The following is an 18,857-nucleotide window of genomic DNA, read 5'->3' as shown; positions in this document are numbered from 1 at the left end:
CGGGGACCCCGTACGGCACTTCCAGGGAGGCAGAGCATGGCCCTCACCACCCGCCGCAGAGCCCTCACCACCCTCGGCGCCGCCCTCGCCGGTTCGGTCGCCCTCCCCGCGGCCCCGGCTCTGGCCGGTCAACACGGGCACCGGCCGCGCCCGTTGTGGCGCGCCCACGCCCACAACGACTACGAGCACCCGCGCCCGCTCCTCGACGCCCTCCACCACCGCTTCGGCAGCGTCGAGGCGGACATCCACCTCGTCGACGGCCACCTCCTGGTCGGCCACGACCCCGGGGACCTGGACCCGTCCCGCACCCTCGAATCCCTGTACCTGGACCCGCTCGCCGCCCGGGTCCGCGCGAACCGCGGCGCGGTGCACCGAGGCCACCGCGGGCCGTTCCAGCTGCTGATCGACATCAAGACCGAGGGAGCGTCCACCTACCTCGAACTCGACCGCCTGCTGCGCCGCCACCGGCACCTGTTCACCACCTGCGCGCACGGCAGGGTGCTGCCCGGCGCGGTCACCGCGGTGGTCTCCGGCGACCGCGCCGCTCGCGCGCCCATGGAGGCACAGCGGGTGCGCCGTGCCTTCTACGACGGGCGGCTCACCGACCTCGGCACCCCCGAACCGGCCTCCTTCGTCCCGCTGATCAGCGACAACTGGACCCTCAACTTCACCTGGCGGGGCGTCGGGCCCTTCCCCGCCGCCGAGCGCGGCACGCTGCGCGGCATCGTGCGCGCCGCACACACGCGAGGGCAGCGGGTGCGCTTCTGGGCCACCCCGGACGCGCCGGGTCCCGCCCGCGACGCCCTGTGGGGCGAACTGCTCGCGGCGGACGTCGACCATCTCAACACCGACGATCTCGCGGGGCTGGAATCCTTCCTCGACGCCCGCCGGAGGCAGTGACACCACACGTTCGGCGGACAGGTCAGCAGCCCGGACGAACCCTCCGCTACGCCACACTTGCGGCCGAACGCCGCGAAACGGATGTGGCGGAGGAGGTTGACGATGGCCGTTTCCATCTCTGTGGTGCTGCTGCTCTCGGTCCTGGCGGTGATCTTCCTGCGCAACAGCGGGCTGAAGGTCTCCCACGCCCTGGTCTGTCTGCTGCTCGGGTTCTACCTGGCCAGCACCAGCATCGCGCCCACCATCCACAGCGGCCTCACGGCGACCGCCGACATCGTCGGCAGTCTGCGGCCGTGAGGCCGGTCCGCCCCGCGCGGCTCAGCGGCCGGCCGCCGCGTCGCGCGGCAGCACGGTGACACGGTGGAAGTTGCACCCGGCCGCGGTCGGCAGGGTGGAGGGGGGCCGGTTCTGGTGCGCCTTGAGGGCGACGCTCACCAGGCTCATCAAGAGGTCCACGTCCGTGGCGCAGTCCAGGTGGACCGTCACCCAGCACGACCCCGGGATCAGCTGGATCGCGCTCGATCCGCCCAGGTCGTAGTGGAATCGCTGGATCGCGCGGTGGGTGAGGTGGAGGTCCACGTCCCGCGCGGAGTGGAAGTGGACGATCTCGTCACGCACGGTGCGGAGCGCCTGCCCCGTGCCGCAGGCGGCCGGAGAGGCCGAGAGATCGGGCCAGGTGAGCAGTCTCTCCATGGCACGCTGCGCCGGTGTCATGCCCTCATGGTTGCCTGCTCAACCTCTGTCCACCAGCGGTTGGACGATTCGTAATCGAGCGGTGAGGTGACGGACCACCACAACCCCGAACGAACGCACGGACCTTGACGTACGCTCGGGCCATGACAGCCAACGATCTCATGACGTCGCACGGTGTCGCGGTCCTCCTCTGCGGCCCGGACGGCCGGAAGCTGGGCGGCGGGGAGACCGCCCTCGATCTGATCGGCGATGCCATGGGCTGTCAGGCGGAGGTGGTGGCCGTTCCGGTGGACCGGGTGGCCGACGAGTTCTTCACGCTGCGGTCGGGGGTCGCCGGCGACGTGGTGCAGAAGTTCGCCAACTACCGGATCCGTCTGGTGATCGTCGGCGACATCACCGCCCGGGTGGCCGGCAGCGACGCCCTGCGCGACTTCGTCCGCGAGGCGAACCGGGGCGGCCAGGTGTGGTTCGTGACCGACCGGACGGAACTGGAACGGCGGCTGACCCCGGCCTGACACGGAGCCCGCGACAGCCGGCAGCACACCTCGCCCCCGGGCCCGCCGCGGCCGCGTGACCGCCGCCGTGCGGGCCCGGCCCGGGTCAGGTGCGCTCGGCCACGGTCGCCGGGTCGTCCAGCACCCCGCGGACCACCGAGTGCGCCGCGCCCAGCAGGGGGCCTTCGGGGCCCAGCGCGGACACGGAGACCGGGCAGGCGGGCCCCGCCGTACGGCAGCCCAGTTCCGACCGCAGGGAGGGCAGCAGCCAGGGGGCGAGCCCGGACAGGGCACCGCCCAGCACCACGCTCTGCGGGTCCAGCAGGTTCACCGCTCCGGTGAGGGCGATGCCGAGCGCCGTTCCCGCGTCGTGCAGGGCACGCCGTACCCCGGCGTCGCCCTGCTCGGCGCGGCCGGCGAGCAGACCGACGCGGTCCTCGCCCGGCTCCAGCCCCGCCGCGCGCAGGACCGCCTCCTCACCGGCGTACTGCTCCAGACAGCCCCGCCCGCCGCAGGCGCACCCCGGTCCGTCGGGCCACACCGGTACATGCCCCAGCTCGCCCGCGAAGCCCCGGTTTCCGTGCAGCAGCCGCCCGTCCACCACGACCGCCGCACCGATACCGATCTCCGCCGAGACGTGGAGGAAGTCGCGCGGCGTGTCCTCGCCGAGCCACAGTTCGGCCAGCGCGCCGAAGTTGGCCTCGTTGGCCACGGTGAGCGGGAACCGCGCGGGGAGCAGGTCACCGAGGTCGGTGTCGAGCCAGCCGAGGTTCGGGGCGCGTACGACGGTCCGGGCGTCCCGGGCCACCAGGCCGGGCACGGCGACGGCCAGGCCCGCGGGCCACAGCCCCTCACCCTCCGCGTCGGCGACGACCCGGTGGACCAGTCCGGTGAGCTCCGCGAGAACCGGCTCGGGGGAGCGGTCCCGGTTCGCCACCTGCCGCACCGCCCGGGCCCGCACCCGTCCGCGCAGGTCGACCGCGCAGACCGCGAGATGGTCGACGCCGACCTCGGCGCCGATCCCCGCGGGGCCGTTCCCGCTGACGGCGAGCGCGGAACCGGGCCGGCCCACGCGGCCGGGCCGCTCGGGCCCCAGCTCCTCCAGCAGTCCCGAGCGGATCAGTTCGTCGACCAGCGTGGACACCGCCGCGCGGGTCAGGCCGATGTGCGAGGCGACGGCGGCCCGGGACAGCGGCCCCTCGGCGCTCACGGCGTGCATCACGCGCGCGAGGTTGCGGCGGCGCATGCCCTGCTGGGTGTCGGGCAGGGCGCGCCCCGGGCCGGCCGGCCGGGTCCTGTGCGGCGGTGTGCTCATTCCTCCGTCGTTCCTCGGTCTCTGCGGTCGTCGGTGTGCCCTCGGCAGCCCCGCCCGGTCGGTCCGCGCTCCTCCCGGGGCGGCCCGCCCGTCGGGCCGACGGAGCGGCACGGACCGCCGGTCCGGGAGGCACGGGGGCCGTCAGCCGGTCTCGGTGGCGCGCTCCAGCAGCGCGGCCGCGTCGGAGAGTACCCCGGCGAGCCTGGCCAGCGTCTCCTCGTCCCGCTCCACGGCGTCCAGCACCGGCCCGGCCGCCGTGTTCCAGCGCCGGGCGACCGCGGCCGGGTCCTCGCCGGTGAGCAGCCCGGCCGCCTGCGCGGCCGCACCGAGCGCGACCAGTTCCCTCGCCTCGGGCACCTGCACCGGCCGCCCCGACAGGCGCCTGACGGTCTGCTGCCAGGCCGCGCCCCGGGCGCCGCCGCCGATCAGCAGCAGGGGCGCCGACGGGTCGGCGTCGTCGTCGAGGACGAGGTCCAGCGCGGCCAGCAGGGAGTACACGGCGCCGTCGTAGGCGGCCTGGAGCAGCTGGCCGCCGGTGGTGTCGTGACGCAGACCGTGCAACAGGCCGGAGGAGCGGGGGAGGTTCGGCGTGCGCTCGCCGTCCAGGAAGGGCAGCAGGGTCACCCCGTGGCCGGGTTCGACGGCCTCGCGGTCCAGGCCCAGCAGGGCGGCGACCCGGTCGACGGCGAGCGTGCAGTTCAGGGTGCAGGCCAGCGGCAGCCAGTCGCCGCGCGCGTCGGCGAAGCCCGCCACCGTGCCCGTCGGGTCGGCCTGCCGGTGCCGGGACACGGCGTACACGGTGCCCGAGGTGCCCAGGCTCATCACCGGTGTGCCGGGGCGCACCCCGAGGCCCAGCGCGGCCGCGGCGTTGTCACCCGTCCCGCACGCCACCAGGGTCCCCCGGGAGAACGGCAGGCCGTGACCGTCACGCACGGTGCCGGCCACCTCCCCCGGCCGCACCACGCGCGGCAGCAGCGCCGGGTCGAGGCCCACGTGGGCGAGGATCTCCTCGTCGTACGCCTCCGTCGCCGAGGCCCACCAGCCGGTGCCGGAGGCGTCCCCGCGGTCGGTCGTGCCGGCGCCGGTGAGCCGCTCGGTGAGGTAGTCGTGGGGGAGCCGGACGGCCTTGACGGCACGGACCGCGTCCGGCTCGTGCTCGGCCAGCCAGGCCCACTTGGTGACCGTGAAGGAGGCGGCGGGCACGCTGCCGGTGCGCTCCGCCCAGAACTTCGCGCCGCCCAGCTCCTCGACCAGCCGGCGGGCCTGCGGCGCGGACCGCACGTCGTTCCACAGCAGCGCCGGACGGACCGGTTCGCCGTGCGCGTCCAGGGTGACCAGACCGTGCTGCTGCCCGCCGATCGACACCGCCGCGGCCTCGTGCGCCGCCTCGCCGCACTGGCGCAGTGCCTCGGACAGGGCGTCCCACCACTGGCGCGGATCGCTCTCCCGGCCGGCTCCCGAGGTCACCGTGTGCGGGGCCTGGCCGCTCGCGACGACCCTGCCGGTCGCCACGTCGACGACCAGCGCCTTGGTGGACTGGGTGGATGTGTCCACGCCGACGACGAGCGGACCCTCGGCTGCTGACATCGGTCTCTCCCTCTTCCGCACCCGGCGGGGTGTGTCTCTTCCCAGAAATGTTCCTGCATACTAATTTGTAAACCGCCATGACGAAATAGTCTCAGCGAGCGAGGAGCCGCGGCATGAACTACCAGCCCACCCCCGAGGACAAGTTCACGTTCGGACTGTGGACCGTCGGCTGGCAGGGACGGGACCCCTTCGGAGACGCCACGCGCGGTGCCCTCGACCCGGCGGAGTCGGTCCGGCGCCTGGCCGAGCTGGGTGCCCACGGCGTGACCTTCCACGACGACGACCTCATCCCCTTCGGCTCGAGCGACAGCGAGCGCGAGGAGCACGTCAAGCGGTTCCGGCAGGCGCTGGACGACACCGGCATGAAGGTGCCGATGGCCACCACCAACCTGTTCACCCACCCGGTGTTCAAGGACGGCGGCTTCACCGCCAACGACCGCGACGTGCGCCGGTACGCGCTGCGCAAGACCATCCGCAACATCGACCTCGCGGTCGAGCTCGGCGCGCAGACCTACGTCGCCTGGGGCGGCCGGGAGGGCGCCGAGTCCGGCGCCGCCAAGGACGTCCGGGTCGCCCTCGACCGGATGAAGGAGGCCTTCGACCTGCTCGGCGAGTACGTCACCTCCCAGGGCTACGACATCCGCTTCGCCATCGAGCCGAAGCCGAACGAGCCGCGCGGCGACATCCTGCTGCCCACCATCGGTCACGCCCTGGCGTTCATCGAGCGCCTCGAACGGCCGGAGCTGTACGGCGTCAACCCGGAGGTCGGCCACGAGCAGATGGCCGGGCTGAACTTCCCGCACGGCATCGCCCAGGCCCTGTGGGCGGGCAAGCTCTTCCACATCGACCTCAACGGCCAGTCCGGCATCAAGTACGACCAGGACCTCCGCTTCGGCGCGGGCGACCTGCGGGCCGCGTTCTGGCTGGTGGACCTGCTGGAGACGGCCGGTTACGAGGGCCCGCGGCACTTCGACTTCAAGCCGCCGCGGACCGAGGACTTCGACGGCGTGTGGGCCTCGGCGGCCGGCTGCATGCGCAACTACCTGATCCTCAAGGAGCGCGCGGCGGCCTTCCGCGCGGACCCGGAGGTGCAAGAGGCGCTGCGCGCGGCCCGTCTGGACGAGCTGGCGCAGCCCACGGCGGCCGACGGCCTCCAGGCCCTGCTCGGCGACCGGTCCGCCTTCGAGGACTTCGACCCGGACACGGCCGCCGCACGGGGCATGGCATTCGAGCGCCTCGACCAGCTGGCGATGGACCACCTCCTCGGCGCGCGCGGCTGAACCCCGCACCGTCCCCTGCGCACCGGCCACGGTGCGCAGGGGACGGTCGGACCGTGTGGGCGCGGACCCACACGGGTCGGTCCGTGTGGGCGCGGACCCACCGCACGAGCGGTGGGTCCGCGCCATCCCCGCGGGGGGGAGGGCACGGCGGGCGGGAATCCCGGCCGTGCGCGTCGACTTCCGCGCGGCGCCCTCGCGCGCGCACCGTCCCGGCGGCGACCATGGTGGCCATGGCCACGCCACCCGTACCGCCCCCGCCGCCCGGTCCGCCGGAGGGAACGCCGCCTCCCGGCGGCGGCTTCGGTCCGCCCTCGTACGGGGGCGCGCCCCCGCCGCCCGGAGACCGAGGGGGCGGCTCCGGACGGGGTCCCGGCGGACGCAAGCTGCTGCTGATCGTGCTCTGCGTGATCGCGGCCGCCGTGGCCGTCTCGCTCGTCGTGCTCATCGCTTCGGAGGACGACGACTCGCCGGAGAAGCGGCCCGGCGAGAGCGGCACGGCCACCGGCGGCTTCCCGACCGGGCTGCCGTCAGGCCTTCCCAGCGAGCTGCCGTCCGGCTTCCCGACGGAGCTGCCCTCCGGGTTGCCCACCGAACTGCCGTCCGGCTTCCCGACGGAGCTGCCCTCCGGCTTCCCCACCGAGCTGCCGAGCGGTCTGCCCAGCGATCTCCCGAGCGGTCTGGAGTCGCTGCTGCCCTCCCTGGGGGACGTCCGAGGGTCCTGACGCCTGACGGCGGTGGGCGATCACTGTTCCGGGGCCCCCTGCGCCGACGCGAGCGCGGTCGCCGGATCCTGGGCGGGGCCGGCCGCCGGCACCCAGCGGCCGCGTTCCTTCCGGTACGGCCACCAGCGGCCGTCCCGGCTCAGACGCAGCTGCACGGGCGCGCCGACGACCGTCCAGCGGTTGGCCCGCGAGGTGAGGACCGGCCGCTCGTCCTCCTCCCAGGCCGACTCCAGCGCGGCGCGCGCCCGTGCCAGGCTGTCGCCCCGCACCGTCCACTCCTCGTCCAGCACGGCCAGCGCCGCCGGGCCGCCGTGCCGCCAGGCCCGTACCGCCACCGCCAGCCCTTCCCGGCCGCGCCCCGACCCCTCGGCGAGCCGGTCCGCCACGGCCCGGCCGGGCTCACCGGCGGCCAGCCGCACCGCGTCCAGGGCCACCGACGGCTCCGGCTGCGCGGCCCGCTCCTCGTACCCTTCCCGCAGCGCCTGTGCGAGCAGGCTGTGGGCGCGCACGGCGGTCCGGGCGGCGAGGAACGCCAGCGCGGAGGCGTCGATCCCCGCCGCCGGCCCGGCCTCGGTGTCGAACGACGGGGGAATCCCGGGCTCCGGCGGCAGTACGGGCATCTCCGGAAGCGACGGCAGGATGTCCCCGGCCGCGTACGCCTCGGCGGCGTCCACGCCCTCCGCGGGCCCGCTCCGCCCGGCGGACGCGTCGCCGCGCGCGTGGAGCGCGTCCAGCAGGGCCTGCTCGCCCCGCCCCCGCATCAGCAGCAGGACGAACGGGTCCTGGTCCAGCAGCCGGGCCACCTGGTAACACAGCGCCGCCGTGTGGGCGCAGTGGTCCCAGGCGCCGCAGCCGCACTCCGGTTCCAGATCGCCCGGGCCCGGCAGCAGTTCGACGCCGGCCAGCTCCGCGTCCTCGACCAGATGCGTGGGCATCTCCCGGTCGAGGAGCGCCGCGACATGACCGGCTCGCTCCGCCGCCATGTCCAGGAACCGGTCCCACCGCTCCCCGGACAGCTCCTGCAGCAGGACGTCCGCCCGGTGCGGCGTGCGGTCCCGGTCCTGGACGACCGCCGTGATGCGGCCGGGGCGCACCGACACCGCGCCGACCGCTCCCGCACGGGCGAGCCTGCGGCCGGCCTTGAGCTGTCGGGTGTCCAGCGCCGTGCCCTCCAGCGCCGTCAGCCAGGTCCGGCCCCACCAGGTCCGCGCGAACCCCCGGCCCTGCGCGGGCGGCAGCGCCGCGAAGGTGCGCTCCACGCCGGCCCCGTCGTCGTACGCGTTCATCGGGCATCCCCTCGCAGCTCGACCAGGTCCGCCAGCTCGGCGTCCGTGAGTTCGGTGAGCGCCGCCCCGCCGGAGCCGAGCACCGCGTCGGCCAGCTCCCGCTTGCGCGCCAGCAGCTCGGCGATGCGGTCCTCGATGGTCCCCTCGGCGATGATGCGGTGCACCTGCACCGGCCGGGTCTGGCCGATGCGGTACGCGCGGTCCGTCGCCTGCGCCTCGACGGCGGGATTCCACCAGCGGTCGTAGTGCACGACGTGCTCCGCACGGGTCAGGTTCAGCCCGGTGCCGGCCGCCTTCAGCGACAGCAGGAACACCGGGACCCCGCCGTCCTGGAATCGGCGCACCATGGCCTCGCGTGCGGCGACCGGGGTGCCGCCGTGCAGGAACTGCGTCGCCACCCCTCGCGCGGCCAGATGCCGCTCCAGCAGCCGTGCCATCCCCACGTACTGGGTGAACACCAGGACGGCCGCCTGCTCGGAGAGCGCCGTGTCGAGGAGTTCGTCCAGCAGCTCCAGTTTCCCGGAGCGCCCGGCGACCACCGGCCGTTCCTCCTTGAGGTACTGCGCCGGGTGGTTGCAGATCTGCTTCAGGCCGGTCAGCAACTTCACGATCATGCCGCGGCGCGCCATGCTGCCGGCGCCGGAGATCTCGGCCAGCGCCTCCCGCACCACGGCCTCGTACAGCGCCGTCTGCTCCTGTGTGAGCGACACGGCGTGATCGGTCTCCGTCTTCGGCGGCAGTTCGGGCGCGATCCCCGGATCCGACTTGCGGCGACGCAGCATGAACGGCCGTACCAGCCTGGCCAGCCGGTCCGCGGCGGCGGGATCCTGCCCGCCCTCGACCGCGTCCGCGTACCGTGAGCGGAACGTGCCGAGCCGGCCCAGCAGTCCGGGTGTCGTCCAGTCGAGGATCGCCCACAGCTCCGACAGGTTGTTCTCCACCGGTGTACCGGTGAGTGCCACCCGCGCGCCCGCGCCGATGGTCCGCAGCTGCCGGGCCGTCGACGAGTAGGGGTTCTTCACGTGCTGGGCCTCGTCGGCGACGACCATGCCCCACGGGACCCCGGCCAGCCGGGCGGCGTCCAGCCGCATGGTGCCGTACGTGGTGAGGACGACCTCGTCGTCGGCGAGGCCGTCCAGCGACCGCCGGGCGCCGTGGAAGCGGCGCACGGGGGTGCCGGGCGCGAACCGCCCGGTCTCCCGCTGCCAGTTGCCCATCAGGGAGGCCGGGCAGACCACGAGGGTGGGGCCCGCGGACGCGGGGTCGGCCGCGCGGTGCAGGTGCAGCGCGATCAGGGTGATGGTCTTGCCCAGGCCCATGTCGTCGGCCAGGCAGCAGCCCAGGCCCAGGGAGGTCGTCCGGGCCAGCCAGCTCAGCCCGCGCCGCTGGTAGTCCCGCAGGGTGGCGGCCAGGGCGGCGGGCTGGGCGACCGGTTCCTGTGCCTCGGGGTCCGCGAGCCGGTCCCGCAGAGCCGCCAGCCACCCGGTGGGCCGTACCTCGACCCGGCTGCCGTCGACCTCCACGGAGCCCGTGAGCGCCGCGCCGAGCGCGTCGACCGGGGTGATCTCCGAGTCCCGTCGCGCACGGGCCCGGGCCAGTTCGTGGGGATCGATGAGGACCCACTGGTCGCGCAGCCGGACGAGGGGGCGGTTCTGTTCGGCCAGCCGGTCCAGTTCCTCCCGCGTGAGACGCCGGTCGCCGACGGCGAACCACCAGTCGAAGGCGAGCAGCGAGCCGGCGGACAGGAAGGACGGTCCCCCGGCGGAACCGGCTCCCGCGGGCCCCGCCCGGTCGTCGTCACGGGGACCTACCTCCGCGCGGGTGGTGAGTTCGCGGACCAGCTCCCTCGGCCAGTGCACGTCGACACCCGCACCGGCCAGGGCCCGGCCGGCCCCGCCGAGGAGTTCGGCGATCTCCTCCTCCGCGAGGTCGACCGCGTCCGGCACGGTCGCCGACAGCAGCGGGGCCAGCGGGGCCCACGCGCGAGCGGCGCGGCGCAGCGCGAGCAGGGCGTCCATCCGCGCGGCGGCGTCGAAGGCCGGGTCCGCGCGCCCTGACCACACGTCGGCGGCGTCCGCGACGAGGGCGGGATCGCCCACGCCGTGCATCTGCAGGACGGCGCGGAAGGACACGCCCACCGTGCCGGACGCGTCGTCGAACAGGCCGTCGGGTGCCCCGCCGGGCGCGTCGTCCGCCGGGTCCGTCAGCCCGCGCACCTCGATCCGCAGCGACAGCCGTACGCCCGCGTCGTGGCCCGCGGCGACATCGGCGGCCCAGGCCCGCAGCCCGGGCAGCCGCTGCGGCTCCGGCACCGCGAAGGCCGCGGTGCCGGTCACCAGGCGGGCGGCGGGAGACCGGGGGAGGGAGTCGGCGACGGCGTCGAGGAAGGCGCGCAGCAGCCGTTCGGGGTCGGGCAGTCTCGGTGTCCCGCTGCCGTTCAGCGGGGCGGCGTGCGCCTCGGGCGGCATCGCGGCGGCGAGCCGGCGCACCGCGTCGACGTCCGCCGCGTCCAGCGGGCCCACGCGCCAGGCGTCGTGGTCGGCGGGGGAGAGTCCGGGCAGCAGCAGACCGCGTGCCACCAGCCGCAGGGCGTGCAGGGCGGCGGCGCCCCAGAAGCGGGCTGCCCGGTGGCCCTCGCCGCCGGTCCGCGCCCGCGCGAGGACCGGAAGCGCGGCCTCCACGGGCAGCACGACGGCCCTCACGCGTACCGTCTCGACGCCGTCGTCTCCGGGCGCGGCGACGGTCAGGTCCTCGGCGGGCACCGGGCCGGCGGCTACCGGGACCGCGCCGTCGGGACGCCAGAACGCGATCCGGCCCGTGCGGGCGGGGTCACCGGGCAGGAACACGGCAGGGCAGTGGGCGAGTCCGGAGGGGACGGGGAGGGAAGCCGGGGGAGTGGTCAGCGCAGTGATGTCAGCAGTCCTCAAACTTGACTAGTGGAGCCGGAGCGGCCGAGGGTACCGCAAGGGCGGCGCGGACCGGGTAGGCGTGTGCTGTGATCCGGGCCACCATGGGAGGCGCGTCGCGGGCCTCCCGCCGGGAGGCTCCGACGGGCGCCGCGAACACCTTAGGGGTCGCACCTCAGGGGCGTCTCAGGGTCGCGCTCCGGAACCGCCGGAAGGGCGGGCCCGTTTTCACGACAGAGAGCGGCAGTGGCCGCGAAGGAGGCGACAACCATGTCGAACAACGCCAAGATCGCCGCGGGAGGTGTGGCGGCCGGGCTCATCCTGCTCATCTGGCTGCCCTGGTGGGCCGCGCTCCTGATAGTCCTGGGACTCCCGGCCGCCGCCTATCTCGCCCTCGACCCCGCGCAGCGGCGCAGGCTGCGCCGTGTGTCGCGCAAGGAGCTGGGCCGCTGAGGCGCTACCGCGCGGCCGCCCCGCCCGTGTCCAGCGCGCAGGAGCCGACCACATCGCCGTCCGCGGGCCGCTCGACGGTCCGGTCCCCGGGCGGCGCGACTCCGCGCTCCACCCAGGCGACCAGCGCGTCGAACGCCGACAGATAGCAGGGCAGGACCGGCCGCAGCCGGTCCGGATGGCTGTCGTAGAGGCCGTCGACGTGGGTGCCGCCCGCCACCGTGTAATAGCGGTGCAGTCGCGCCCGCCCGTTCGCCTCGACCATGCCGTCGTACACGTCCGAGTCCACGGCCTTGGGCAGCAGCGCGTCCAGATCGCCGTGCAGCGTGATCATGGGGCGGCCGATCCGTCCGGTGAGCGCCACCCGCTCCACGGCACGGTGCACGGAGGCGGGGCGCGAGGCGTAGTCGTAGGCGGCGTCGGAGGGGCACGGCGCGAGGATCCGCTCCGGCGTCGACCCCGCGGTGGGCCCGGGACAGTCCGGATCGTAGGCGGGGTCGAACTCGGCACGGTAGATCTTCTGCGTCACGCCCCAGTAGGCCTTCTCGTGGTACGGCCACAGGAACTCGGACCCCCGCGCGAAGCCCGCCGCGTACATGTCCTCGTCGGTGGCCCTGCCGAGCGTCCTGGCCACCGCCACCGGCAGGGCGGTCAGCGGCTGACGCCCCCGGCCGGTCCACAGGTTGCCCTCCCAGTCCACCCCGCCGTCGTACAGCTCCGGGTGGTTCTCCAGCTGCCAGCGCGTCAGGTAGCCGCCGTTGGACACACCGGTCATGTACGTGCGGCGCGGGGCCTGCCCGTAGCGCTGCGCCACGACGCGTCGCGCGGCCCGGGTGAGCTGCGTGGTCCGCGCGTTCCACTCGGCGACCGCGTCTCCGGGCCGGTCACCGTCGAGGTGGAAGTCGACACCGCTGTTGCCCTTGTCGGTCGCCGCGTAGGCGTAGCCGCGCGCCAGCACCTGGTCGGAGATGGCGGTGTCGGTCGCGTACTGCCTGCGGTTGCCGGGTGCGCCGGTGACCACCAGCCCGCCGTTCCAGCGGTCGGGCAGCCGGATCACGAACTGCGCGTCGTGCGCCCAGCCGTGCGTGTCGTTGAAGCGGGAGGAGTCGGGGAAATAGCCGTCGATCTGCGCGCCCGGCACACCGGACGGCGACCGGGTGGCCGCCGCGGTGAGCCCCGCCTGGTCGGCCATGTCGGTGTACCGCGTGCCGGCGAGGCCCGCGGTGGTCAGATCGGCCAGACACGCGCCGCGCTGATGGGCCGCGCCGGGCACCCGCACCCCGTCCAGGCGCGCGCAGGTGGCGTCCCGGGCCGCTCCGGCCGCGGACGGAGCGGTGAGGGCGGCCGCCGTGAGGGCGGTGGCGAGCAGCGGAACACGACAGGAGGGACGCACGACGGCCTCCGGAAGGGACGGGCAGCGGGCAGGGGCGGCAGCCGATCACGGAAGTGCCCCGTGCCGGGGGTGCGATCCCGCCCTCGTCGACGGGCCGGCACCCCACGAAACGGCGCCCCGCACGTGGAGCCGCAGCACACGCTAACGTCCGGCACCCGCGCCCTCGCCGAAGGCCGCGCCTGCTCAGAGGGGGCGTACGGCCATCTGGTCGAGCGCCTCGAGCAGACCCGGCAGCTCCGGACCCCGGCCCACCGGGAGAACCTCGCCGGGCTCGTCGTCCAGCAGCACGAACGCGATGTCGTCCGTCCTGGCCACCAACGACCACCCGGGCCCGTCGGCACGCAGGGTGCGGGCACCACCCGGAGCGAACGAGGACCGGACCCGGCCCAGCGGGGGCGGCGAGTCGACATAGGCACGCGCCTCGGCCAGTACCCGCCGGATCCCGCTGTGACCGCCCGGCGCCCGCGCGTCCGGTCCGGCGCCCCGCGCGCCCTCCCCGTCCTCGCCTCCGCGCTCCGCGGCGCCGCCGGCCCCCTCGGAGTCACCACTTGTCCCGGAGCCGTCGGCCGTGTCCGCCGGGCCGCCCGGCGCGGGGAACGCCGCGTCGTCGACCTGCTCCCGCCAGGTCGCCCACTGCAGGGCGATCTCGTCGGCTCCCAGCCGGCGCTGCGCCGGACCCCACACCTCGCCGTCCGGCGGCGTCAGCGCGGGACCGTCCGCGACGTCGGGGCCGGGATCGTGCGGCGCCGGCACGTCCGGCGCGGCCACGGCGACCGCGAGGGGCCAGCCGGGCAGCGCGGTGACGACCGTGCGCTCGTCCGGGGACAGGTCGTGCTCCATGCCGCAGTCCCAGGACGCGATCGCGACGGCGACCAGCGAGACGTCGTCGACGACGACGGTCCACCGGGCGCCCGCGCCGTCCTGGCCGAGCACCAGCCCGTACCCGTCCGCGACCGGCGGAAGGCCGAGCGCGGCGCACGCCTCCGGATAGTCGTCGCCCAGCACGCTCGGGAACTTCGCCGGCGTCAGCAACGCCGCCGTCAGCACGTAGAGCGCGTCGTCCGCGGCGGCGACGGCTTCCTCGTCCGTCCCGGCCATCCCAGCCTCCCCATCGTCACGTCCGTCGGCGCGCACCCTATGCCGACCCCCAGCCCCTTGTCACGACCCCTTCAGCCGCGCCCGGAGCTGCAGGTTTCCGGCCGGACGGGGGCGAATCGGCCAGGCGCCGGCGGACGGTTCAGGAGGCCGGGAGCCCCAGCGGCGCCCGCGCGACCGCTCCCCGGGGGCCCGTTCCGCCCCCGCGCGAGCGCGACGACCGCACGGGTGGCCGTTCGCCGGTGCTCCCCTTCCCTCACCGACCGTGCATCTCCCGCTGCTCAGCGTAGAGTTGCGACTCCGACGGCAGAAGGGGGCGGCACAGTGCGGCGCTTCGAACGGCTGGAACGGATCCGGCGGATGGACCCCTACCGGCAGGCCACGGAGATCTACCGGCTCAGCTCGGCCTACGAGTTCCCCTGGGACCACACCCGGGCCCTGGAGCTGGCCCTCTACCGCACCTACGCCGTCCCCCGGATCGGCCGGCTGCTCGCCCGGACGGCCGAGCTCACCGACCGCTCCCAGAAACGCTACGACGACACCGCGCTCCTCCTGGACGCCGTCGTGGAGCACGGGTTCGCGAGTACCGAGGCCCGGACGGCGATCCGCCGCATCAACCGGATGCACCACGCCTACGACATCCCCGACGACGACATGCGCTACGTGCTGAGCACGTTCGTGGTGATGCCCCGACGGTGGATCGACGCCTACGGCTGGCGCAGGCTGTCACGTCACGAGATCGTGGCGAGTGCCGTCCACTACCGCACACTGGGCCGGCACATGGGGATCCCGGACGTCCCCGGCTCCTACGAGGAGTTCGAGAGCTGCCTGGACGCCTACGAGGAAGCCCACTTCGGCTGGGACGAGGGCGCCCGACGGGTCTCGGACGCCACCCTCGACCTCATGGCCTCCTGGTACCCGCGCCCGCTCGCCCCCGCGCTGCGCACGGCCACGCTCGCCCTGCTCGACGAGCCCCTGCTGCGGGCCTTCCGCTACACACCGCCGAGTGCGGCCACGCGGGCGTGGGTGCGCCGCGCGGTCCGGCTGAGGGGCCGCGCCGTCCGGCTGCTGCCGCCCCGCGACACCCCGCACTTCGCCCGGCAGAACCGGGAGATCAGAAGCTATCCGGACGGCTACCGGCTGGCGGACCTGGGCACCGCTCCCGTGCCGGGCCTCCGTGGCTGCCCGGTACGGCACCAGGACTGACCGCCGGCGCACGGCGGGTGTTCAGTCCGCGCGCACGGCCAGCGCCAGGAACCGGGTGTCCTCGTCGGTGTACGAGGTCATGCGCCAGCCCGAACGCGTCAGCAGCCCGCGCAGATTCGGCTCGGCGCGCAGGTCGCCGGCTGTGAGCGTGCGGCCCTGCCGGGCGGCGAGCGCCGCCCGGCCGACCGGATGGAACAGCGCCAGTACGCCACCGGGCCGCACCACCCGCGCGAGCTCCCGCAGGTTCCCGGCGGGGTCGGGCAGGTGCGCGATCAGCCCGGCCGCGAACACCGCGTCGAGCGAGGAGGAACGCAGCGGCAGGGCGGTGACGTCGGCCAGCAGCAGCACCCCGTCCCGGTCCCGTCCGGCCCGTGCCGCCGCGCGCAACATGGCCGGGGTCAGATCGGCGCCGAGGACCACGCCCGACGGTCCCACGGCCGCCCGCAGCGGAGGCAGGGCCCGCCCGGTGCCGCAGCCGGCGTCGAGCACCCGGCCGCCCTGCCGCAGCCCGAGCGCGGCCACCGCGGCCGCGTAGGCCGGCCCGTCGTCGGGGAAGCGGCGGTCCCAGTCGGCGGCCCGCGCGGTGAAGAACTCCTGGACGTGTGTGTGGTCCTCGCTCATGCTCCGCATGATCCCTCACCGGTCACCGGGACGAGCGACACGGATGGCCGCGGGAGGGCGGCTCGCGCCCGCGTGCCGGTCCGCGACGTCCCCTTCGGCCACGGGATGCCGGTCCGCGACGTCCCCGTCGGCCACGGGACGTCAGTCCGCGAGGTCCCCTTCGGCCACGACCTTGTCGACGGTGACACGCACGAGGAGTTCACCGGGCACGGCATTGCGCGCCCCGAACTCCTCGGCCCGTTCCTCGCCCATGTACCGTGCGCCGATCCGGGTGGCCCAGTGCCGCAGCTCCTCGGGGTCCTGGGAGAGCCGTGCCTGGCCCTGCAGCACCACGAAGCCGAACGGCGGCCGGTCGTCGTCCACACAGAGGGCGACCCGCCCGTCGCGGGCCAGGTTGCGTCCCTTCACCGTCCGCTCCCCGGTGTTGAGCACCACGTCGTCCCCGTCGAGCAGGAACCAGACCGGCGCGACGTGCGGGCTGCCGTCGGCACGGACGGTGCACAGTTTCGCGGTGCGGGTTCCGCGGGAGACGAACTCCCGCCACTGTTCCTCGGTCATCTTGTACGCCATGGCTCCCATCTTCCTTGCCCGGGGCCCGGTCGTGCGGAAGGCTGGCGCGGGGACCCTCCTGACGGAGGGGACGGTACGCGGGGAAGACCACGGGGAAGAGCAGGGGGAGATTCGGGACATGGCGCAGAACCAGGGACTCGACTGGCTGCTGGACGAGCTGACCCAACGCGTCGAACACGTACGGCACGCGCTGGTGCTGTCCAACGACGGGCTGGTGACGGGCGCGAGCACGGGACTGCGCCGTGAGGACGCGGAGCACCTCGCCGCCGTCTCGTCCGGCCTGCACAGCCTCGCCAAGGGATCGGGGCGTCACTTCGGCGCGGGCGGGGTGCGCCAGACGATGGTGGAGTTCGACGACGCGGTGCTCTTCGTGACCGCCGCCGGCAACGGCAGCTGTCTGTGCGTGCTCAGCGGCGCCGAGGCCGACATCGGCCAGATCGGGTACGAGATGACGCTGATGGTCAACAGGGTCGGCGAGCACCTGGACGTGGACGCCCGCCGAATGAAACCCGACGCAGAGCTCTGACCTGCGCATTCGTCCGAGCCTGCGGAGTTTTCCACAGGCCTGCCACGGAATGTGACGGAACGGCTACGGTTTTTCCCGAGCGGGCGCACCCGGCGTCGGCCGTCACATATTCGCGGGGGAGACGAACATGCCCGGACAGTACATCCACACGTCCGAAGCCGCCGCAGCGGGCAGGTCCCGCACGGCCCACGGTGACGGTGCGGGAGACCGGCACCGGACCGTGCGGGCCCTGGGCACCACGGAGGGTGCGGCCCTCCTGGCGGTCTCGAAGGCCCGGTTCACCCGCCTGGCCCGGCTGGGCCTGCTGGTGCCCGTGGCGTTCCGTCCCGACCGCCACCGCGCCGCGGTCTGGCTCTATTCGGCCGCGGAACTGACGCTGTTCGCGTCCGGCGACGAGCACGCGCCGCTGCTGACGGGACGCATGCCCGAAAGCCTCAGGGGCCAGCTCGACACCGGCATCGACCTGCGCCCACGCAACTGGCGGACCCGGCACCTGGGGCACCTGCTCCGCCGGGCCGACGGTCCGTGGGCCCTGGCCGGCGCGGTGGCGTCGCTCCTCGCCCCGCTCCATCGGGCGCAGACCGTGACGGATCCCCGGGACCGGTGCCGGCTGACCGAGCACCTGGTGCCGCCGCCCCACGGCACGCCCGGCTCACCGGCCTCGCGTGTCGCGCAGTACCTCATGACGGCCCGTGACCCGGACGAGATCGCCTGGCTGCGGTCCGAACTGGCCCGGCTGACACAGGAGGCACGGGAACGGGAGGCACGGGAACCGGAGGCAAGGGCACCGGAGGCACGGGAACGATGGCCGGCGGCCCCGTCCGCGCCGCCCCGGACCGGACCACCGGGTGAAACGCGGCAGCGCGGTCACGGCCCGCGCGGCGCCCCGGGGCGGCTGGGCCGCCCGCCGACGCCGCGGCGACCGGTGACCTACAGCGCCCGGAACAACCCCTCCTGCACGACGGACACCAGCATCCGGCCCTCCCGGTCGTAGATCCGCCCGCGGGCCAGACCCCGTCCGCCCGTGGCGATCGGCGACTCCTGGTCGTACAGGAACCACTCGTCCGCGCGGAACGGGCGGTGGAACCACATGGCGTGGTCCAGCGACGCCATGTCGAAGCCGCGCGGCCCCCACAGCGGCTCCACCGGGATGCGTACGGCGTCGAGGAGGGTCATGTCACTGGCGTAGGTCAGGGCACAGGTGTGCACCAGCGGATCGTCACCGAGCGGGCCGACCGCGCGCATCCACACCGCGCTGCGCGGTTCCGCGCCCTCCACCTCCTCGGCATTCCAGCGCAGCCGGTCGACATAGCGGATGTCGAAGGGCTGCCGGCGCGCCATCCGCTCCAACTGCTCCGGCAGCGCGCCGAGGTGCTCACGGATCTCGTCGGTGACCGTCGGCAGCGACTCCGGGTCCGGAACCTTGCGGGCCGGCGGCAGCTGGTGCTCGAAACTGCCCTGTTCAGGCCTGTGGAAGGAGGCGGTGAGATTGAAGATCGTGCGGCCCTGCTGCACCGCGGTCACCCGGCGGGTGGTGAACGACCTGCCGTCCCGCACCCGTTCGACCTGGTACACGATCGGCACCCCGGGCCGGCCCGGACGCAGGAAGTACGCGTGCAGCGAGTGCACGGGGCGGTCGCCCTCCGTGGTGCGGCCGGCGGCGACCAGGGCCTGCCCCGCCACCTGCCCGCCGAAGACCCGCTGCAGCGACTCCTGCGGGCTGCGGCCACGGAAGATGTCGACCTCGATCTGCTCCAGGTCGAGCAGGGCGACGAGGCTCTCGGCCGGATTGGTCATCGGTGTGATTCTCCTG

19 protein-coding genes are annotated in these 18,857 nt (G+C 74.7%); 9 read left to right on the top strand and 10 right to left on the bottom strand.

The window, feature by feature from the left end; genetic code table 11:
• The first annotated feature begins 36 nt into the window (after positions 1-36).
• Both IE172_RS10160 and IE172_RS10155 read left to right on the top strand, forming a co-directional pair.
• Positions 37-900, top strand: coding sequence for a phosphatidylinositol-specific phospholipase C/glycerophosphodiester phosphodiesterase family protein (locus tag IE172_RS10160; RefSeq protein ID WP_190096804.1), 864 nt, complete (start codon positions 37-39; stop codon positions 898-900).
• A 102-nt stretch (positions 901-1,002) separates the two neighbouring features.
• Positions 1,003-1,197: a hypothetical protein gene (locus IE172_RS10155; RefSeq protein ID WP_125508696.1), complete on the top strand. Its 195-nt coding sequence runs from the start codon at positions 1,003-1,005 to the stop codon at positions 1,195-1,197.
• A 21-nt stretch (positions 1,198-1,218) separates the two neighbouring features.
• On the opposite strand, the gene IE172_RS10150 is transcribed toward IE172_RS10155, so the two are convergent.
• Positions 1,219-1,614, bottom strand: coding sequence for a luciferase domain-containing protein (locus IE172_RS10150; protein ID WP_190096803.1), 396 nt, complete (start codon positions 1,612-1,614; stop codon positions 1,219-1,221).
• 122 nt (positions 1,615-1,736) lie between these two features.
• On the opposite strand from IE172_RS10150, the gene IE172_RS10145 reads away from it, so the two are divergent.
• Entirely contained in the window at positions 1,737-2,108 is a 372-nt protein-coding gene (locus tag IE172_RS10145) for a DUF4180 domain-containing protein (RefSeq protein ID WP_190096802.1), read from the top strand.
• An 85-nt stretch (positions 2,109-2,193) separates the two neighbouring features.
• Here the strand turns inward: IE172_RS10145 and IE172_RS10140 are convergent, their stop codons facing one another.
• Positions 2,194-3,402: an ROK family transcriptional regulator gene (locus tag IE172_RS10140; RefSeq protein WP_190096801.1), complete on the bottom strand. Its 1,209-nt coding sequence runs from the start codon at positions 3,400-3,402 to the stop codon at positions 2,194-2,196.
• 141 nt (positions 3,403-3,543) lie between these two features.
• Complete coding sequence (xylB, locus tag IE172_RS10135; protein ID WP_190096800.1) at positions 3,544-4,989, bottom strand: xylulokinase; 1,446 nt, start codon at positions 4,987-4,989, stop codon at positions 3,544-3,546.
• Between the two features lie 113 nt (positions 4,990-5,102).
• Here xylB and xylA point away from each other — a divergent pair, with 113 nt between their 5' ends.
• Positions 5,103-6,269 carry a xylose isomerase gene (gene xylA / locus IE172_RS10130; RefSeq protein WP_190096799.1) on the top strand — a complete coding sequence of 389 codons (1,167 nt, stop codon included), beginning with the start codon at positions 5,103-5,105 and terminating at the stop codon, positions 6,267-6,269.
• 230 nt (positions 6,270-6,499) lie between these two features.
• A complete protein-coding gene (locus tag IE172_RS10125) occupies positions 6,500-6,991 on the top strand; it encodes a hypothetical protein (RefSeq protein WP_190096798.1) in 492 nt (163 codons plus the stop codon).
• Between the two features lie 20 nt (positions 6,992-7,011).
• Here IE172_RS10125 and IE172_RS10120 read toward each other — a convergent pair whose 3' ends face one another.
• Both IE172_RS10120 and IE172_RS10115 read right to left on the bottom strand, forming a co-directional pair.
• Entirely contained in the window at positions 7,012-8,277 is a 1,266-nt protein-coding gene (locus IE172_RS10120; RefSeq protein ID WP_190096797.1) for an SWIM zinc finger family protein, read from the bottom strand.
• The gene (locus tag IE172_RS10115; RefSeq protein WP_431994309.1) at positions 8,274-11,204 is read right to left on the bottom strand and encodes an SCO1167/SCO6262 family helicase; all 2,931 of its coding nucleotides are present in this window, start codon (positions 11,202-11,204) and stop codon (positions 8,274-8,276) included. The genes IE172_RS10120 and IE172_RS10115 overlap by 4 nt, the downstream gene beginning before the upstream one ends.
• Positions 11,205-11,453: 249 nt before the next feature.
• Here IE172_RS10115 and IE172_RS10110 point away from each other — a divergent pair, with 249 nt between their 5' ends.
• The gene (locus tag IE172_RS10110) at positions 11,454-11,636 is read left to right on the top strand and encodes a tail-anchor membrane protein (RefSeq protein WP_190096796.1); all 183 of its coding nucleotides are present in this window, start codon (positions 11,454-11,456) and stop codon (positions 11,634-11,636) included.
• A gap of 4 nt (positions 11,637-11,640) precedes the next feature.
• Here IE172_RS10110 and IE172_RS10105 read toward each other — a convergent pair whose 3' ends face one another.
• Together IE172_RS10105 and IE172_RS10100 are read right to left on the bottom strand one after the other, a co-directional pair.
• Positions 11,641-13,026 carry a tannase/feruloyl esterase family alpha/beta hydrolase gene (locus IE172_RS10105; protein WP_190096795.1) on the bottom strand — a complete coding sequence of 462 codons (1,386 nt, stop codon included), beginning with the start codon at positions 13,024-13,026 and terminating at the stop codon, positions 11,641-11,643.
• A 183-nt stretch (positions 13,027-13,209) separates the two neighbouring features.
• Positions 13,210-14,124, bottom strand: a complete 915-nt coding sequence (locus tag IE172_RS10100; RefSeq protein ID WP_190096794.1) for a hypothetical protein — start codon at positions 14,122-14,124, stop codon at positions 13,210-13,212.
• A 321-nt stretch (positions 14,125-14,445) separates the two neighbouring features.
• Between IE172_RS10100 and IE172_RS10095 the strand changes: the two genes are divergently transcribed.
• Positions 14,446-15,327 (top strand): oxygenase MpaB family protein, encoded by an 882-nt coding sequence (locus IE172_RS10095; protein ID WP_190096793.1) that lies wholly within the window; start codon positions 14,446-14,448, stop codon positions 15,325-15,327.
• Between the two features lie 21 nt (positions 15,328-15,348).
• Here the strand turns inward: IE172_RS10095 and IE172_RS10090 are convergent, their stop codons facing one another.
• Positions 15,349-15,948, bottom strand: coding sequence for a class I SAM-dependent methyltransferase (locus IE172_RS10090; RefSeq protein WP_190096792.1), 600 nt, complete (start codon positions 15,946-15,948; stop codon positions 15,349-15,351).
• Positions 15,949-16,089: 141 nt separating this feature from the next.
• The gene (locus IE172_RS10085) at positions 16,090-16,518 is read right to left on the bottom strand and encodes a PPOX class F420-dependent oxidoreductase (RefSeq protein ID WP_190096791.1); all 429 of its coding nucleotides are present in this window, start codon (positions 16,516-16,518) and stop codon (positions 16,090-16,092) included.
• Between the two features lie 118 nt (positions 16,519-16,636).
• Between IE172_RS10085 and IE172_RS10080 the strand changes: the two genes are divergently transcribed.
• Together IE172_RS10080 and IE172_RS10075 are read left to right on the top strand one after the other, a co-directional pair.
• Entirely contained in the window at positions 16,637-17,044 is a 408-nt protein-coding gene (locus IE172_RS10080) for a roadblock/LC7 domain-containing protein (protein WP_190096790.1), read from the top strand.
• A 127-nt stretch (positions 17,045-17,171) separates the two neighbouring features.
• Positions 17,172-18,038, top strand: coding sequence for a DUF6397 family protein (locus IE172_RS10075; protein WP_190096789.1), 867 nt, complete (start codon positions 17,172-17,174; stop codon positions 18,036-18,038).
• On the opposite strand, the gene IE172_RS10070 is transcribed toward IE172_RS10075, so the two are convergent.
• The gene (locus tag IE172_RS10070) at positions 17,975-18,841 is read right to left on the bottom strand and encodes an acyl-CoA thioesterase (RefSeq protein ID WP_190096788.1); all 867 of its coding nucleotides are present in this window, start codon (positions 18,839-18,841) and stop codon (positions 17,975-17,977) included. The genes IE172_RS10075 and IE172_RS10070 overlap by 64 nt on opposite strands.
• Between the last annotated feature and the right edge of the window lie 16 nt (positions 18,842-18,857).

Source organism: Streptomyces griseoflavus (assembly GCF_014649995.1).
In the GTDB taxonomy this organism is placed as follows: Bacteria; Actinomycetota; Actinomycetes; order Streptomycetales; family Streptomycetaceae; genus Streptomyces; species Streptomyces griseoflavus.
This window is presented reverse-complemented; position numbering and strand designations above follow the sequence as displayed.

Excerpts from the sequence above, each read along its gene's own strand:
- IE172_RS10090 (WP_190096792.1), bottom strand. The coding sequence starts at position 15,948 with ATGAGCGAGGACCACACACACGTCCAGGAGTTCTTCACCGCGCGGGCC.
- IE172_RS10125 (WP_190096798.1), top strand. The coding sequence starts at position 6,500 with ATGGCCACGCCACCCGTACCGCCCCCGCCGCCCGGTCCGCCGGAGGGA.
- IE172_RS10080 (WP_190096790.1), top strand. The coding sequence starts at position 16,637 with ATGGCGCAGAACCAGGGACTCGACTGGCTGCTGGACGAGCTGACCCAA.
- IE172_RS10150 (WP_190096803.1), bottom strand. The coding sequence starts at position 1,614 with ATGACACCGGCGCAGCGTGCCATGGAGAGACTGCTCACCTGGCCCGAT.
- IE172_RS10110 (WP_190096796.1), top strand. The coding sequence starts at position 11,454 with ATGTCGAACAACGCCAAGATCGCCGCGGGAGGTGTGGCGGCCGGGCTC.
- IE172_RS10160 (WP_190096804.1), top strand. The coding sequence starts at position 37 with ATGGCCCTCACCACCCGCCGCAGAGCCCTCACCACCCTCGGCGCCGCC.
- IE172_RS10145 (WP_190096802.1), top strand. The coding sequence starts at position 1,737 with ATGACAGCCAACGATCTCATGACGTCGCACGGTGTCGCGGTCCTCCTC.
- xylB (WP_190096800.1), bottom strand. The coding sequence starts at position 4,989 with ATGTCAGCAGCCGAGGGTCCGCTCGTCGTCGGCGTGGACACATCCACC.
- IE172_RS10075 (WP_190096789.1), top strand. The coding sequence starts at position 17,172 with ATGCCCGGACAGTACATCCACACGTCCGAAGCCGCCGCAGCGGGCAGG.
- IE172_RS10140 (WP_190096801.1), bottom strand. The coding sequence starts at position 3,402 with ATGAGCACACCGCCGCACAGGACCCGGCCGGCCGGCCCGGGGCGCGCC.
- IE172_RS10070 (WP_190096788.1), bottom strand. The coding sequence starts at position 18,841 with ATGACCAATCCGGCCGAGAGCCTCGTCGCCCTGCTCGACCTGGAGCAG.
- IE172_RS10155 (WP_125508696.1), top strand. The coding sequence starts at position 1,003 with ATGGCCGTTTCCATCTCTGTGGTGCTGCTGCTCTCGGTCCTGGCGGTG.
- xylA (WP_190096799.1), top strand. The coding sequence starts at position 5,103 with ATGAACTACCAGCCCACCCCCGAGGACAAGTTCACGTTCGGACTGTGG.
- IE172_RS10085 (WP_190096791.1), bottom strand. The coding sequence starts at position 16,518 with ATGGCGTACAAGATGACCGAGGAACAGTGGCGGGAGTTCGTCTCCCGC.
- IE172_RS10100 (WP_190096794.1), bottom strand. The coding sequence starts at position 14,124 with ATGGCCGGGACGGACGAGGAAGCCGTCGCCGCCGCGGACGACGCGCTC.
- IE172_RS10120 (WP_190096797.1), bottom strand. The coding sequence starts at position 8,277 with ATGAACGCGTACGACGACGGGGCCGGCGTGGAGCGCACCTTCGCGGCG.